The 15,716-nt window shown below is 52.9% G+C and carries 13 protein-coding genes; 4 read left to right on the top strand and 9 right to left on the bottom strand.

Annotated elements, in window-relative coordinates; genetic code table 11:
* The first annotated feature begins 16 nt into the window (after positions 1-16).
* Both ygfT and IV04_RS03145 read left to right on the top strand, forming a co-directional pair.
* The gene (gene ygfT, locus IV04_RS03150) at positions 17-1,954 is read left to right on the top strand and encodes a formate-dependent uric acid utilization protein YgfT (protein WP_037396996.1); all 1,938 of its coding nucleotides are present in this window, start codon (positions 17-19) and stop codon (positions 1,952-1,954) included.
* Entirely contained in the window at positions 1,951-2,448 is a 498-nt protein-coding gene (locus tag IV04_RS03145; protein ID WP_037396999.1) for a 4Fe-4S dicluster domain-containing protein, read from the top strand. Before ygfT ends, IV04_RS03145 begins: the two co-directional genes overlap by 4 nt.
* 18 nt (positions 2,449-2,466) lie before the next feature.
* On the opposite strand, the gene IV04_RS03140 is transcribed toward IV04_RS03145, so the two are convergent.
* Both IV04_RS03140 and IV04_RS03135 read right to left on the bottom strand, forming a co-directional pair.
* Positions 2,467-3,300 carry a DUF1460 domain-containing protein gene (locus tag IV04_RS03140; protein ID WP_037397001.1) on the bottom strand — a complete coding sequence of 278 codons (834 nt, stop codon included), beginning with the start codon at positions 3,298-3,300 and terminating at the stop codon, positions 2,467-2,469.
* Between the two features lie 97 nt (positions 3,301-3,397).
* A complete protein-coding gene (locus IV04_RS03135) occupies positions 3,398-3,805 on the bottom strand; it encodes an acyltransferase (protein ID WP_369794864.1) in 408 nt (135 codons plus the stop codon).
* Positions 3,806-4,095: 290 nt separating this feature from the next.
* Between IV04_RS03135 and IV04_RS03130 the strand changes: the two genes are divergently transcribed.
* Positions 4,096-4,686 carry a Yip1 family protein gene (locus IV04_RS03130; RefSeq protein ID WP_037397007.1) on the top strand — a complete coding sequence of 197 codons (591 nt, stop codon included), beginning with the start codon at positions 4,096-4,098 and terminating at the stop codon, positions 4,684-4,686.
* 70 nt (positions 4,687-4,756) lie between these two features.
* On the opposite strand, the gene dld is transcribed toward IV04_RS03130, so the two are convergent.
* The 3 genes from dld to IV04_RS03115 form a co-directional block, all read right to left on the bottom strand.
* Positions 4,757-6,463: a D-lactate dehydrogenase gene (dld, locus tag IV04_RS03125; RefSeq protein ID WP_037397010.1), complete on the bottom strand. Its 1,707-nt coding sequence runs from the start codon at positions 6,461-6,463 to the stop codon at positions 4,757-4,759.
* A 187-nt stretch (positions 6,464-6,650) separates the two neighbouring features.
* Positions 6,651-7,445 (bottom strand): type I methionyl aminopeptidase, encoded by a 795-nt coding sequence (gene map / locus IV04_RS03120; protein ID WP_037397013.1) that lies wholly within the window; start codon positions 7,443-7,445, stop codon positions 6,651-6,653.
* Complete coding sequence (locus tag IV04_RS03115) at positions 7,442-7,645, bottom strand: ParD-like family protein (RefSeq protein ID WP_037397016.1); 204 nt, start codon at positions 7,643-7,645, stop codon at positions 7,442-7,444. The genes map and IV04_RS03115 overlap by 4 nt, the downstream gene beginning before the upstream one ends.
* 168 nt (positions 7,646-7,813) lie before the next feature.
* On the opposite strand from IV04_RS03115, the gene ddlA reads away from it, so the two are divergent.
* Entirely contained in the window at positions 7,814-8,920 is a 1,107-nt protein-coding gene (gene ddlA, locus IV04_RS03110) for a D-alanine--D-alanine ligase (RefSeq protein ID WP_037397328.1), read from the top strand.
* A 63-nt stretch (positions 8,921-8,983) separates the two neighbouring features.
* On the opposite strand, the gene IV04_RS03105 is transcribed toward ddlA, so the two are convergent.
* The 4 genes from IV04_RS03105 to tssK are packed head-to-tail and all read right to left on the bottom strand — an operon-like array spanning position 8,984 to position 15,716.
* Positions 8,984-9,337: a DUF6277 family protein gene (locus tag IV04_RS03105; protein ID WP_037397020.1), complete on the bottom strand. Its 354-nt coding sequence runs from the start codon at positions 9,335-9,337 to the stop codon at positions 8,984-8,986.
* A 21-nt stretch (positions 9,338-9,358) separates the two neighbouring features.
* Positions 9,359-12,820 (bottom strand): type VI secretion system membrane subunit TssM, encoded by a 3,462-nt coding sequence (tssM, locus tag IV04_RS03100; RefSeq protein WP_037397023.1) that lies wholly within the window; start codon positions 12,818-12,820, stop codon positions 9,359-9,361.
* 8 nt (positions 12,821-12,828) lie between these two features.
* Positions 12,829-14,364: a type IVB secretion system protein IcmH/DotU gene (gene icmH / locus IV04_RS03095; RefSeq protein ID WP_037397024.1), complete on the bottom strand. Its 1,536-nt coding sequence runs from the start codon at positions 14,362-14,364 to the stop codon at positions 12,829-12,831.
* On the bottom strand, positions 14,361-15,716 hold the full coding sequence (gene tssK / locus IV04_RS03090; protein WP_037397027.1) for a type VI secretion system baseplate subunit TssK: 1,356 nt from the start codon (positions 15,714-15,716) through the stop codon (positions 14,361-14,363). The genes icmH and tssK overlap by 4 nt, the downstream gene beginning before the upstream one ends.

Below are 15,716 nucleotides of genomic sequence, written 5' to 3'. Positions count from 1 at the left end.
TAATAAAAGGGAGCCAATGAATAAGTTTATTGTTGCCGATGCTGCGAACTGCATTGGCTGCCATGTCTGTGAGATCGCCTGCGTCACCGCGCATCAGCAGGATGCCTGGCCGCAGCAGCGTGATTTCCTGCCGCGCATCCACGTAGTACTTCAACGTCATGTCAGCAGCGCCACCACTTGTCGCCATTGTAACGATGCACCCTGCGTCGCCTCCTGCCCAACGCAGGCGCTCTGGTTTGCTGACGACAGCATTCAGCTTAAGCAGGAAGCGTGCATTGGCTGCAAGAACTGCGTCATAGCCTGTCCGTTTGGTGCTATTGAGATGGTGGCTAATCATGAGGACGCGCCACCGTTGGCGCAGAAGTGCGATCTGTGCAGCCAGCATCCTTCCGGGCAGCAAGCCTGTGTAGCAAGTTGCCCGACTTCGGCGTTGCGCCTGATGGATGAAGCCACGCTTAATCAGCTGCGTCGTGAACGACAAACTCGCTCCGCTCAAGGGCAACCGTTGCAGGAGCGTTACGGCAAGCGGCGTGAGTCATTCCTGAGCAAGTCACCGCGTGTCGGGGCCAACAAGCGGGAGGCTGAAACGCGTAAAACCCACTTCGGAGAGATATACCACCCGTTAGAGGCATGCGCTGCCGAGTACGAGAGCGAACGCTGTCTCTATTGTGCACAAAAAGCCTGGTGTAATTGGACCTGCCCGCTGCATAACGCTATTCCTGATTTTATTCGGCTGGTTAATGAAGGAAAGATTATCGAGGCGGCGGAGTTATGCCACCAAAGCAGTTCGCTGCCAGAAATTTGTGGCCGGGTCTGCCCGCAGGATCGGCTGTGTGAAGGTGCTTGTACCTTGAAGCACATCGGCGGTTCCGTGGCCGTGGGTAATCTGGAAAGCTATATCACCGATACGGCACTGGCGATGGGCTGGCGACCTAAGGTGGATGACGTTGCACCGCGTCAAGAGCGGGTGGCGGTGATCGGCGCTGGCCCTGCCGGGCTAGGCTGCGCCGATATTCTGGCGCGTGCAGGCGTTCAGGTGGATGTCTTCGATCGGCATCCGGAGATCGGTGGGCTGCTGACCTTCGGTATCCCGCCGTTCAAGCTGGATAAAAGCCTGTTGAGCGTCAGGCGGGAAATCTTCAGCGAGATGGGCATTCGCTTCTATTTGAATCAGGAGGTTGGCCGTGACGTGGCGTTCAGCGATCTGGTGGCGAACTATGATGCCATTTTCCTCGGCGTTGGCACTTACGGCATGATGACTGCGGGTTTAGCAGGAGAAGACGCACCGGGAGTGATTCAGGCATTGCCGTTCCTGATCGCCAGCACCCGCGAGGTGATGGGGCTGGCAGAGAGCGCGGAATACCCACTCACCAAGATCCATGCCAAACGGGTGGTGGTATTAGGCGGGGGCGATACGGCGATGGATTGCCTGCGTACCGCGATCCGCCGTGGTGCGGCCAGCGTGACCTGCGCCTACCGCCGCGATGAGCTCAGTATGCCGGGTTCGAAGAAAGAAGTGGTCAACGCCCGTGAAGAAGGGGTGGAATTCCTGTTCAATGTTCAGCCGCAGTACATCCGGCGTAATCGTCAAGGGCAGGTGAGCGCCGTCGGGATGATTCGCACCGAGATGGGGGACGCGGGGCCAGACGGGCGTCGCCGTCCGCGCGCGATTGCCGGTTCCGAGTTTGAGTTACCGGCTGATGTGCTGGTGATGGCCTTCGGTTTCCAGGCGCACGATATGCCGTGGCTACGTGGGCACGGTATCAAGCTCGATCGTTGGGGGCAAATCTGCACGGGAGGGAAAGAGCGCGGAACGATGCAAACCAGCAACGACAAGATATTTGCTGGCGGCGATGCGCGACATGGTGCCGATCTGGTGGTGACCGCGATGGTCACCGGGCGTCAGGCGGCACAGGAGATGCTGTCGATGTTTACGCAGAAGGAGGGAATATGACCAGTTTTATTGCCGCCAATCCGCAGGCCTGTATCGGTTGTCGCACCTGTGAAATCGCCTGCGCGTTGGAACATGTGACTGAAGGCGCGGAGTTTCACCCGCGTCTGAAGGTGCTGCGTTTGGATAACCTCAGCGTACCGGTGATGTGTCATCAATGTGAGAATGCGCCATGCGTGGCAGCTTGCCCAACTGGTGCATTGACGATGGGGGCAGAACAAGTTGAGGCCCATGCCGGGCGTTGCATCGGCTGCCAGGGTTGCGCGGTGGCTTGCCCGTTTGGTGCGATTACCATTGAGATCACGGCAGGGTATCCACCAGTGATGGTGAAATGCGATCTGTGCGCAACCCATGAGCGCGGCCCGGCCTGTGTGGATGTTTGCCCAACGGCGGCATTAACTAAAGTGACTGAAGCACAGTTGGCGGTATTACAAAAGCAGCGGCAAATCGCTACCGCCAGTTTAGCGCATTCGGTGATTTTTTATGCGGGTAGATAAACCCGGCGTTGGCAGAAATTAACGCGGGCGCAAGACCACAATACCCGGCGTATTCATCACGTAAGCGCGGAACGGCGAATCCACCACTTGCATATTCTCTTTGCGTGAAGAAGCGTTGCGCAGCACCGGGCCATCTTGCGTCCAGATAAAGAAGCCGACGTGGGTGACGTCCAACCCCGGCAGTTTGGTATAGATGCCGATATAGTCGCCGGTCTGCAATTGCGCAATCACTTTGTCATTGACGAATTCACTGGGGATGTAGGTGATACTGCGTTCCACCACCGGCAGGCCGGGCAGATAAGTAGCGCCATCGGCCTTAAGATTGAGATGTTTCACTACGCTAATCGCGTGGGGGCTCAGTTGAGCGGTAATATCGTCGGCCAGAGCCTGTTCTGTTTGCGCCCAATCGCTGAAAAAATGTTTGCGCTGCAGGAAATCAATCTCGCCATTGATATAGCGCGTCTGAATCAGGTTCTCGACAAATTGCTCATCAGTGCTGGCTTCTCTGAGCGCTTCAACGTAATCAAGATAGGTAAAACAGTCCAGCCCGCGAAAGTCGATCACCAATTGCTCTGGCGTACTGGCAGAGCCGACCAGCATATTGGCAACATAAGGGATACCGAGAAAAGTCTGCGAGATCAGATCGATCGCCTGGCCTTTATCAGCCCCAGGAACCGCTGCGTGCAGCGCCAGGATGGCGTGCAGTTTGTTGACCGTTTCATTGTCCATTTTCATCTTTATATTCTGCTGGTTAGCCGCTTCCGGCTTGAATTCTACCGGGTTTTCGACGGGTTTTTTAGCACTGCATCCCAGCATCACTGGGATCAACATGGTTAAGGCAAGCCTGCGCATCCTCATTCCCACTCTGGTTTAATGATAACTATTATCATTATTGCGCGAGGAAAATAAACTTAACATCAACATAACGGCAATCAGTCTATGCCCAGCGTCACTCATCAAGCGCTCTTAATAGCCTGGCCGGATTACCGGCATAAATACCTTTACGGTTGATATTTTTACTGACCACCGCACCGGCGCCAATCACGACGTCATCGCAAATTTCGACCGCCAGCACGGTAGCGCCAGAACCGATGGAAACCCGGTTGCCGATCCTGGTTCGTCCCCAACTGGCCGGATCGGCATTGGGAGCCCCGTTTTTGAACAGATCGTTGGCGAACATCACGCCGTGGCCAATAAAGCAATCTTCGCCAATGGTGACGTATTCGCAGATAAAGCTATGAGATTGCACTTTACTGCGCGCGCCAACGCTGACGTTTTTCTGGATTTCGACAAACGGCCCGACGAACACGTCGTCGCCCAACTGGCAGCCATACAGATTGCTAGGTTCAATCACCATTACATTCTGCCCGGCCTGAACTTGATTAATCCCACTCTGGCGGGTGCGGATTTTAGCGGACATAGAGCGTCTCCTGAAAGCAATGCAATACCTTGACTATACACACATTATCCGAAATTACAGGAGACGTCACCGTAGAGGGGGTGTCGCCGCAGCGTACGTTTTTTCAACTAAAGACTATACTGCATACAGGGAAGGTGTCCGGTGGATACAGCCCGTATGCGGTATTTTATCCGTTAAAGATGACATAGGTTCGCTGCTTATACTCTGCGGTGAAATGGAGGTGTTTCATGGTTAATCATGTTTGGGGGCTATTGACGCACCCCCGCACTGAGTTCAAAAACATGCAAAGCGAGAATGAAAGTGTCTCGCACTTGTACACCCACCACGTTCTATTAATGGCGTTGATACCGGTTGTCTGTACCTATATCGGGACGACGCGGCTGGGCTGGCTTTCGGGCGATGGCCACGCGGTCCGCCTGGATATGATTACGGCTTTCTATACCGCCGTGGCTTTTTATCTGTTGATGCTGGCCGGTGTAGCGGTGATGGGGAAGGTGATCCACTGGATGGCACGGCGCTATGAAACTCGCCCCAGCCTGCACCGTTGCATGGTATTTGCTGGCTATGTGGCGACGCCGATGTTCCTCAGCGGCGTGGTTGCGCTGTATCCGGTGCTCTGGCTGTGCCTGCTGGCCGGTATTATCGGCCTTGGCTATTCGGCTTATCTGCTGTACATCGGCATTCCGAATTTCTTGGGGATTGATAGCAAAGAAGGGTTTATCTTCTCCAGTTCGACGCTGGCTATCGGCATCCTGTTACTTGAGCTGCTGCTTGGGCTGACCGTGGTGCTGTGGGGGTATGGTTCCTGGTTCTTATGAAGTCTGTGCTGTTATTACCCCTTATGCTGTTGCAGCATAAGGGGTTTTCTGTGCTTAAATTCGCAGATGATCAGCTACGATCGCCCCAGAACTTCTGCTTGCTGGTTTTACCCAGGCCGGGGTTAAAACTGTTGGTCGGGTCCGCTTCTTGATAGAAAGCCTGTAAATCCGGTTTGGCATAATACAGATGGCCGACGTTATGCTCGGCCGGGTATTCCGCCCCACGCTGATCGAGGATCGCCAGCATTTGTTCTTTCAAGGCGTGGCAGTCAGCCCCTTTTTTCACTACATAATCCTGATGGAATACGTGGCACATAAAGTGGCCGTAATACAGTTTGTGTACCAACTGGCTGTCGATTTCCGGCGGTAGAGTTTCAAACCATTCGGTATCGTTACGGCGCAGCGCAATGTCCAACGCCAGAATATCTTCCACCTCTTTGCTGTGTACGGCCTGATAGCGTATGGCTGCACCCGCAGCGGCAAAGCGGTGCAGGAAGGCTTTTTTGCCCTCTTCGGGCGTACAGACAAAGAAATCGCCATTAGCCTGTGTGAAGTAGCTTTGCAGATACTGTTGCGCCTCTTCCACGCCAGAACCTGACATTTTCAGCAACAGATGGTGCTCAAAACGTACGCGGTATTCTTTCATCCGTTTCGGCAGATGGTTAGGAGCCAGCTTGCTGAGCTTTTGCATCATGCAATCAGTGAGATTGCGTGGCAGCAGCGGCAGTTTGTTGAGGCGGGCATCCACAAAGCCTTTCAGGGTGAAAAAGCGCGGTAACTGATCGGTGCCGAGCTTGTCGATCATCATAAAGGTGTCTTTGCCGTACACTTCGGCGATATCAAAGATATCGCGGTGCATATATTCACCAGCGACCGGCAGGTTTTCAAACTGGCTCAGCATATGGCGGCGTAGTTCGGTCAGCACTGCCGTGTCGTTGGTGCCGATATAGAACACCTGCTCTTTATCTTCTTTGGTGAAGGTGTCGAGACGCACGGCAAACACGGCCAGTTTGCCTGCGCAGCCAGAGGCTTCGTACAAACGGCGCTTGTCGGCGTTGAAGCGCGAAGGGGTGTCGGCATCTACGTCACGTACCCGGCTGGCGTATTCGTTGTCAGAAGCGCGCAGTTCGCCGTATTCAACATCTTCCGGGCGATAGTCGCCGTTTTCTAAACGGGTGAGGATCTCTTCTGGTGTTTCACCGAGCTTAATCCCGAGATGGTTGACCAAGCGCAATTCGCCGTTGGTGTCCAGCTTGGCGTATAACGCCATCTCGGTATAGGCCGGGCCGCGTTTGACCAGTGAACCACCGGAGTTGTTGCATACGCCGCCGATCACCGAAGCACCAATGCATGAAGAACCGATCACCGAATGCGGTTCACGGCCATAGGGTTTGAGCAGTTTTTCCAGCTTATGCAGCGTACTGCCGGGGAAGCCGATCACCTGCTTGCCCTGATCCAGCACTTGAATATGATCGAGGCGCAGGGTGCTAATAATCACAATTTCGCGATCGTAATCATTGCCGTTGGGGGTTGAACCTTCGGTCAAACCGGTGTTGGCGGCCTGCATGATGACAATTTTATCGGCATCAACACAGGCTTGCAGGATTTGCCACAGTTGCAGCAGGCGGGTAGGGAATACCACTGCCAACGCTTTGCCTTCGCCGGAACGGAAGCCTTTGCGATAGCGTTCGGTGTTGCGATCGCCGGTCAGCACGTGCGTGTTGCCAACGATATTCTTGAGTTGATTGATAAATTGCTGGTTTGCGGACTGCGTCATGCCTGGCTCCCTGTCATCTCTATTGTCTTTCAAGTGGCGGCTTGAAATCCATCGTTTATACCCGTCATACTTCAAGTTGCTTGGGTGTTGGCTGCGCACCGTCGCCCCAGTCACATAGTGGGCTATGCTCCTGGGGTCTCCGTTGCTGGCCGCCTATAAGCAACTCGAATTATTTTGGGTATAGTTGTTAATAGTGGTCTGCATACCCTGCTTGACGTTCTTCGTCGCGCAGGGTCAGGATTTCCACACCGTCGGCGGTTACTGCCACGGTGTGTTCCCATTGGGCAGACAGTTTCTTGTCACGGGTGACCACCGTCCAGCCATCTTTCTTTTGCTTGATGCGGTGATCGCCCTGATTGATCATGGGTTCGATGGTAAACACCATCCCTTCCTGCAAGATTATCCCGGTTCCCGGCTGGCCGTAATGCAGCACTGCCGGGCCTTCATGCATTTCGCGGCCAATACCGTGGCCGCAATATTCACGTACGACACTGTACCCGGCCTGTTCGGCGTGGCGCTGGATAGCATGGCCGATATCACCGAGTCTGGCCCCCGGTTTCACCGCCCTGATGCCTTGCCACATGGCTTCATACACGTTATTCACTAACCGTTTAGCGACCGGTGTAATCTGACCGATAGTGTACATCTTACTGGAGTCGGCAATGAAGCCGTTGTTTTCTAGCGTGATATCCACGTTAACAATCATGCCGGAACGCAGTATTTTACTGGCTGAAGGCATACCGTGGCAGATCACATCATCGATCGAGGTATTCAGCACATAAGGAAAGCCATACTGACCTTTACTTGCTGGGCGTGATTTCAATTCGTCAACAATAAACGCCTCGGTGCGATCGTTAATCTCCATGGTGCTGATATTTTCGCGGATTATTCCATCGAGCATAGCAAACACCTTGGCCAACAGCGCGCCGGAGTGGCGCATTTTGGCGATCTCTTCCGGCGTTTTAATGACAATCTCTTTCACCCGATAATCTCCTTCAGCGTTAGCGCGTTATCTTTCATCAGCTTTTTTACCAACTGCGGATAGGTCAATTCCGGGTTGAGTTCCGCCAGCATACCGATCCTGATCCAATGTTCTGCCTGTGCATTGATGGAGCGCGTCATGGTGAGGCTGGCTAGCCGGAGATCGTCATGTAACGCATCCGAAATTTTAACAAGACCCATAAGATGCTCCATAAATGGTTTATATATAGATTATATGCATTTTATCTAATTATGGTATGGAGCTCTAGCGGCGGGTGAATTTTCCTCGCCACCTGATTGCTGGGGCCAGCCAATGCGTTTATTGTGATGGCTGGCTTTCTTGCGATGACTTTTCAGAAGGATTTCGGCGTGACTAAACTACGTGTTGGGGTGATCTTTGGCGGTAAATCGGCGGAACATGAGGTTTCGCTTCAGTCGGCAAAAAATATTCTGGATGCCATCGACAAAGAGAAGTTTGACGTCACGCTGTTGGGGATTGATAAAACAGGGCAATGGCACATTAACGATGCCTCTAATTTTTTGCTGAATGCGGAAAACCCGGCGCTGATTGCGCTGAATCATTCCAATAAAAACGTGGCGCTGATACCGGGGCAAGAGCAACAGCAACTGATTGCAGCCGACGGCGCTGGCGCATTGGGGCAACTTGATGTGGTGTTCCCGATCGTACACGGTACGCTGGGCGAAGACGGCTCGCTGCAGGGGTTGTTGCGCATGGCCAATATACCTTTTGTCGGCGCCGGGGTGTTGGGCTCGGCAGTCAGCATGGATAAAGACGTTACCAAGCGCTTACTGCGCGATGCCGGGCTGGCGGTAGCGCCGTTCGTGACGCTGACGCGTACCAACCGCCAGCAATACAGCTTTGCGCAATTGACGGAACAGCTGGGGTTGCCGCTGTTTATCAAACCGGCCAATCAGGGATCTTCCGTTGGTGTCAGCAAAGTGCACGATCAGGCGGAGTTTGAACCCGCGCTGGCTCTGGCATTCAGCTTTGATCACAAGGTATTGGTGGAATCAGCGATCGTTGGCCGTGAGATCGAATGCGCGGTGTTGGGTAACGATCGGCCACAGGCCAGCCTGTGTGGTGAAATCGTGCTGAGCGATGAGTTTTACTCTTACGATACCAAGTACATTAACGAGCAGGGTGCCCAGGTGGTGGTGCCAGCGGCGCTCGATCAGGCGACCAGCGACAACATCCGCAGCGTTGCGTTGCAGGCGTTCAAGGCGTTGGATTGTTTGGGTATGGCACGTGTCGATGTGTTCCTGACGCCAGATAATCAGGTCATCATCAACGAGATCAATACGCTGCCAGGGTTTACCAATATCAGTATGTATCCGAAGCTGTGGGGGGCCAGCGGAGTAAGCTATACCCAGTTGATCACCATATTGATTGAGTTGGCGCTGGAGCGCCATCAGCAGGATCGCGGGTTGAACAGCTCGGTGTTTGATCGCACTTAACACTTTCAAACGCAGAGAGGGTTATCCTCTCTGCGTTAAAGGTGGCTTTATCTGTTGATACGATTATATTTTCGGTACTTTATCAAACATGTTTTTCATTTCCTCTGGGAAACCGCTGGATAAGGTGTTCCGCAAGTCTTTCATGGCTGTTTCAAAGTCTTTTGGCCGTTCTTCGCGTTGCATTTTCTGATGTGCGTCAACATTATCCTGGATGCCGTTCAGGATTTTGTTCATATCATCCATCATGGTCTGGCATGACTGATTAACCGACTGCATGATATTTCTTGCTGCATCGGCTCCCGACATCTCCATATTCTGCATGCCTTTAACAAACGGCTTCTGTAATTCAGACTGGGCTTGCTGGCCCAGACCTGAGCTTGACTGCATAACATCTTTTACGGTTTTTGGATCAAGCATTTTATCTTTCCTTCTTTATGGTTACAGGTTTTTGGGGCATGAAAATTGACTCAGCGCCTGTGACCAGAGTGGGTAGTCCTTCATGGTTGAGCTGAGTTCTACTTTGAAAAATCCGCTGATTGCATTCATGGCTATCGTGAGTTCACGGCTATTGCTGCTGAGCTTCACTGGGTTACTGGCGTCATACATACGGAAAATAGCCCAAGGCCCGTCAAAACTGACCGTTTCAATTTTTCCGCTCTGTGTTTTAAACGTTAGACGGATATAGACCCCACCTTTTGGGCCGGGCCAGTCAACGCGCATCGGTTGGCTGTAGCCGTGGCTATAGGAAAGAACCTGACCATCCACATCCAGTACGGCCTCCAGAATGCTCGGAGACAATGAGATAGGGCGAATAATCATAGACATGGCCATCTTGCCTGAGGCGTCGAAGAAGGTGTCACGAATCAGAGAGGCATTCTCGAATGCACCAAGCGTTTTTGACGTCACCACACCCGCACTATCTGGTTTTACCTGCCAACGGTTGCCACTGGTATCAACATAAGGCGCCAGATTCTGGTCAAAGAAGCTCTGCATAGCGCCACTTTGGCTGAACATGCGGCTAAAATCGGTGATACCGATTTCTTCTCTCGCTGAGCGGTTGAAAGGGTAGCGCCCACTGACGGTTTTATTACATAAGTCCGACGCAATAGAAGAAACCCCTTTACTCAGGTTTTCTTTGCTTTGTTGCATGCTCTGATTTTGGCCGGTTGACAGGAGATCCATCATCACGCTGCGCACCGGTTCCGGTTGGCGTGCCATATCAATTTGCAAACGGTTAAAGTCACTGTTTTTGGGCAGGATCTGGCCTGCTCGTAGTGAGACTGACAGCGTAATCAATTGGTTGTAGATCTGCTCAAAAGCGTTGGCGAGTGGATCGCTGTTACTGGTTGAGGATTGTTGCAACTGATAGCCAAGCCGACGTAGCAGCTCAAAACGATCTTCGACGCTTTTCTCTGGCGTTAGCCGAAAGCGTGAGCGTTCCCCCGACATCTGATCGATCACGTTACGACGAGCCTGATTCAGTTTGGTGCGCTGGGTGTCAAACCAACCGGTCACATCATCCTGGTTATTGGCATTGAGCGTGGTTTCCCGCGTGGCGAAGCGCACCAGATTGGCGAGTGGAGAAGAAGGATCGGAAAATTGGCGTGCCAGCAGTGCGGCATCATCCAGATCGTTGATGGGGCGTACACGGATGTCATTCAGTAGCGCGTCCCATTGGTTGGCATACTCCATCAGGTAATATTTCCGCGCTTCGTCAGACAGCTTTTGCGCCGTGGCTAATAAATTGACCTGGCTGAAGGAGTCTTTACTGTCACTGAGTACCCAGCTTTGTTCCTGGATCATGGCTTCAGAAGCCTCCTGGAGCTGAGCCAGAAATACATCGTGATAACTGGCTCGGGTATAAAAGCCAGGGATCGCGAGATCGGTGACGGTACTTGGGCTTTTACGCCGTAGCATCAGGGTTACGCTAGGGCCAGCCATATCTGCCAGCGTAATATTTTCAATACGCGGCGGCAGTGGTTTGTCCTGAATGCGCTGTACCACCCGAATGTGAATCGGGATCCTCATTGCTTTGATACGCGCGGTACGGATTAACTCATCGTCCATCTTGGCTTTGGGAGCGTTAGCGGAGGTATCAGAAAACAGTTCGCGCAGATGATAGCTGAAGAGTTTACGTTCGCTGAGGGTATAGCCCTGCGGCGCGAAGTCGTTCCAGCGGCTCATGAACCAGTTCTCCAACTCTTCCGGTGAGCGTCGTTCCGGGTGACCCAACATCAGATAGATTTTCAGGGTGCCATATCCGTCGTCATTGTCAGACAGGGTGTCTTTGCGCAATTCATTGGCGACGTAATTCTCGACCGCAGGCCAGAATATCTTGTTCAGATGGCGGTGATAGGTTTGCAGCATGACCTGATTGAGCAGACGATGCTCAAAATAGGGGGTCAGCACTGGAGGTGTACTTTCTAGAAACTGGGTGCTGATGTAGCCCAATTGTTCAAAAGCGGCCACTAAATCGTCATTGATTTGGTTGGTTAAGGGGATATCGCGCACGATACGTTTGGTTTCCTCAAAGCGTGCCGAGGCATAGGCGATATAGTCATACTCCCAGAAGTAGCGGTTACCCAGCATCAGTAGCGTCAGGCAGAGCAATAAGGTGACCAAAAGGTAGCGGCCAATCAGCATCAGGCGGTTACGCACTGGCAGCGGGCCTGACGAATGCAGGATCCCACGTTCGGTGATAGCGTTGCTGAGTGCCGGGTAGTAGATTGGCCCGATAGGGCGAGTTTCAAAAGAGTCCTCCCAAGCAGAGAGCGTTAGGGTGCTACCCAGCCAGAATTGCCGCAGACAACCTGAGTAACCAATCGGCGTGGCGGGGAAGACCTGTTCAAATAGGCTGAATAGTGGCTTGTGCAAAGCCCCCAGGCTTTCTGTAAACAGCAGGAGTTGCTGGCGTACTTCAGCATCGGGGGCGCTATGCAGGATCTCTAGAACGTAGCGGCTGACTTTAGCTTGCAACTCACGGTAGCGAGCCTCATCGGCGGCAAAGTTATTGTGGCCTTGCGCGTTGCAAGTGAGGCTGATGCCAAGCCCTTCGGCGAGCAGATCATCGCTGATCAACGAAAGAAAAACCTCACCGCCCGGTAACTTGTCGATATTGTTCAGCAGAAGATAGACGGCAATATCGGTATGAAAACTGGCCGCCGTCTCTTGAATACGAACACGTAACGTATCTGACAACGATTTGCGTTCGGTCAGAGAAGCATGCAGCAGCATTTCGGCATCCAGGCAGAGAATGATCCCATCGATTCCCGGGTAGCGTCGGTGTTTGCGGATCATGGAGAACAGTTTCTGTTTCGCGATACCCGCTTCTTCACTCTGTCCGTGTAACAGAATCCATTCGCCCGCAGTATCGATATAAACTGCGCGCTCTGTCAGCCACCAGTTACAGTCTTGCGTCGGGCCGATGTCAGTCGTTTGTGCCAAACCATATTGCTCTGACAGCAAAAAGTGTTCACCGCTTTCATAGATAAGTGAGGTTTTTCCACATCCTGGCGGCCCCATAACCAGAAACCAGGGCTTCTCATCGATGTATTGGCGTTTCCTGCTTTCACGCCAGCGTTGCCAGCGCGTTTTTTGGCCCGCGAGGCTAACATGTTGCAGCGTACGGAGTGCATCATAAAAACGTGCAGAAACGCGATCCAACTGCACCGTTTTTTTCTTGCGTTGCGGCAATGGCGCTCGAATGTGGCGAAAAATCCAACTCAGACAAACTGCGACAAAAGGCCATAACGCCCAGCACAGAATGAGTGTGATAATGATTTTTCTAACCCAAATACCGCCCAATGGGAAATAAGGGCCAATCGCGATCAGGGGCCCTATCCACCAGACGGCGTAGCAAAGCACCAGAGCGATCATCAAAATCAGAAGTCGGCGTATCATAACGATCCCTATTGTTGTCTGTTGTTACCCAAGAGCGCGGGGGTGCTGCTATCAATAAACTCCTGCATGGCCCGATCGGCATCGCGGTTGCCGATTTTCCAGAGGATATCGACACGGCGGTTACGGCGGCGCCCCTCTTCCGTGGTGTTGTCGGCCAGTGGTTCGCTTTCGCCGCGCCCGATCGCACTGATCTCACGTTGATGCATCTGATTGATATCGGTAGATTCCCGTAACTTATCTGCTACCACGATGGCCCTGGCTTCAGAAAGTTTGAGATTGGAGTTGCTTGAACTATTACGGAAAGGCTGGCTATCCGTATGACCGATGACCTCCAGATCGCCAGGCCATGGCGCTAAGGCTTCGCCCAAACGTTCGATATTGCGTTTGTTCAGGAACTCTTCCGAGAGCTGTGCCTGGCCCGTGCGGAACGCACCGTCTGAGGTAAAAATCAGCAGCCAGCCGCGTGGATCTTTTCGTACTTCCAGCCAGCCTTCGTTCAAAATCTTCGATAGAGGATTAGGCAGTGTCTCCATGATGTTGATCTTGCGTGGCTCAGGCGGCACCCAGGCCAGGATATCGCTGCGGATTTGGCGTGACTGTTCATGCAGATACCAGGCGCTGCCAGCGTAAGCACATAGGCAGATAGCGAGGCCATAGCAGAATATTTTCAATGCTTTGACGTAAGTACGCCGTGGCGAGCTTGTCGCGACCTGCGCGATGGCCAATGATTCAGTGGCATTCTGCCCATAGAGCAGGGTGTGCAGGCGGTTACGCAAGTCCATCAACAGCACGCCACCGTGTTCAACCATCTGGAATTTCCCCTCAAACCCCAGCGACAGGATCAGATCGTAGAACTCCAGAACCTGGCGGTTTTGCTTTGGTGACTCCAGATATTCCTGTAAATGCTCAAAGCAGTCTTCCCCACCCCAGGCATCACGGTGAAATTCCACCAGCAGGCTTCGGTTGAACGATTCTGACGTTTGTAGGTTGGGGAAAACGCCATCGATGTAGGTACAACACAGGTAAGAGAGATGATGAACATCCTCCGCCGGGCTGTTTTGCTTCTGTAGACTTTGTTGGAAATACTGAATCTCTCTCACCAACGGTGGTCTGATTTCGCCCATTCTGCTGGCAGGATTGGCTCTGAGGCGTTCTACCTGCAGCAACAGCGGCATAGCAGCAGCGATATAGGGGTTGCTCCAGGTTCCTGATAGCACACCGGGGCGATCGGTCATTGACCAATAGGGTTTGGCCTGCGCCGTTCCTCTGCGAGCAGCATTGCCGGGAGCCGTAAGAGGGGGGGCGAGCGGTGAATCGTCCACTGTGGGGTCTAACGACTCGTTGGCCGGTTTGCCATAATGACCGGTATCCTCCTTCGCCTGCGATGGTGGCTCAGAGATGGTCCCGTTGGGCAGAATACCGCTCAAGGAAGCCATACTGCTTTTGGCCTGCCAGATAGGGTTGGTTAACGATTGTTCCGCATGCCGCACACCATTGCGTGCAGCAGAAATCGCCTCACGGATCTGGCGTTCAAAATCATTCATCCGACTCTCCCTTGCCGTAATCCCCAGGCTTCAAAACGCAGTTCAGGGAAGTCCCCAACAATACTGAGCGCGATAGCGGTGCCTGACATCATTTCCTGATAAATCGGGTCAGAGTGATCGACCTCGAAATAGACACTGTTGGGGTAATAAGGAATGTGTCTTGGCGGCGAAGCCATGGGCATCATCCTGGCCCCAGGAAGTTGCAGATCAATGAGCTGGACGATTTTTTCGACCGGCCCAAGCTTGGTTTGGGCAGGGAAATAGGTGCGTATTGTGTCGGTTGGTAATTTTGCCTGGACGGTAAAGATCAGTTTTTCCAGGCGCAGTTGGGCATCGTTTTGGCACAGATAGATATTATCGCCACGTTCAACAAATGGCAGAGCGACCGCCGGAGCTTCAATCACCAGAGACAGTGCGCGGCGCAGCGCGGCAAACAGCGAGAAATAGCCACTGTGCGGTTCGTGGTGAGCGTAGAATAAATCCTGACGTGCCCAGGGTTTTTCTCCCCCAGGAATGGTGCTCAAACGGCCAAGCAACCCCAGCAGCAATTGGAATAGGCACTCAGGATGGACCTGGCGCTGGGTGACGAGATGTGAAAGCTTTAAGTTGTATTCGCTGAGCGTTTGCAGCAAAAGTAATTCCAGCAGTTCAGATAAGCCCCCCATGGATAATGGAACATCCGGACGATAAACCGCTTCCAAACGCTGTACGATCAGGCCTAAAAGCTCAGTGGTCGCATTTTCCAACCAACCTGTCGCCCGGAAGTCCAGCATCGGTGGTAAAAATTTGTCATCAAGAATCAGTCGGCCATCCCGCGTGCGCTCTTTGATCCGGGCGATAGGTAGCATCGATTCCGCGTCACTGACAGCGCTACGCAGATTGAGCCTGGTCTGTAATTGCCCGAGTTGTAGCGTGGCAATCTGCGGGGTGCCTTCCGCTGTAATACCATGGTTACGATCCTGAACTTCTGCATCTAACGCGCCGAAGCGGCTACCTTGTTTACCCCCGGTCAGGTCGATATAGGTATTGCCAGGAATATCCATCAGAACCGAAAGACAGATGACATTGCCCTGGCAGTTATCTCCGGGATCAAAAGGCAGTGGTAGTGGTTCACTATTCCCCATGCTGAAAGGGGTACCATCAGGGAACACACCGCTGGCTTTGTTCAGGGCAAACTTGCCTTGGTCCAGTAGCCCTTGATCGATGCTCAGCGTCTGGAATCCCCAGGCGAGTGCGCTCAGGCTACGAGCACGCATGTCGATAAAATGTTCCAGATAACGTTCCTGCTGTTGGAAATGCTGTGGTTCCATCAACATTCCCTCAACCCAGGCAACACGTTGTTTTGGCAGCAT

Source organism: Serratia sp. Ag1 (genome assembly GCF_000743355.1).
GTDB lineage: Bacteria > Pseudomonadota > Gammaproteobacteria > Enterobacterales > Enterobacteriaceae > Chania.
This window is presented reverse-complemented; position numbering and strand designations above follow the sequence as displayed.

Bases quoted from the DNA above. Each gene is read 5' to 3' on its own strand.
- ygfT (WP_037396996.1), top strand. From the start codon at position 17: ATGAATAAGTTTATTGTTGCCGATGCTGCGAACTGCATTGGCTGCCAT.
- IV04_RS03145 (WP_037396999.1), top strand. From the start codon at position 1,951: ATGACCAGTTTTATTGCCGCCAATCCGCAGGCCTGTATCGGTTGTCGC.
- IV04_RS03140 (WP_037397001.1), bottom strand. From the start codon at position 3,300: ATGCGCAGGCTTGCCTTAACCATGTTGATCCCAGTGATGCTGGGATGC.
- IV04_RS03135 (WP_369794864.1), bottom strand. From the start codon at position 3,805: ATGGTGATTGAACCTAGCAATCTGTATGGCTGCCAGTTGGGCGACGAC.
- IV04_RS03130 (WP_037397007.1), top strand. From the start codon at position 4,096: ATGGTTAATCATGTTTGGGGGCTATTGACGCACCCCCGCACTGAGTTC.
- dld (WP_037397010.1), bottom strand. From the start codon at position 6,463: ATGACGCAGTCCGCAAACCAGCAATTTATCAATCAACTCAAGAATATC.
- IV04_RS03115 (WP_037397016.1), bottom strand. From the start codon at position 7,645: ATGGGTCTTGTTAAAATTTCGGATGCGTTACATGACGATCTCCGGCTA.
- IV04_RS03105 (WP_037397020.1), bottom strand. From the start codon at position 9,337: ATGCTTGATCCAAAAACCGTAAAAGATGTTATGCAGTCAAGCTCAGGT.
- tssM (WP_037397023.1), bottom strand. From the start codon at position 12,820: ATGATACGCCGACTTCTGATTTTGATGATCGCTCTGGTGCTTTGCTAC.
- icmH (WP_037397024.1), bottom strand. From the start codon at position 14,364: ATGAATGATTTTGAACGCCAGATCCGTGAGGCGATTTCTGCTGCACGC.
- tssK (WP_037397027.1), bottom strand. From the start codon at position 15,716: ATGCTGCCAAAACAACGTGTTGCCTGGGTTGAGGGAATGTTGATGGAA.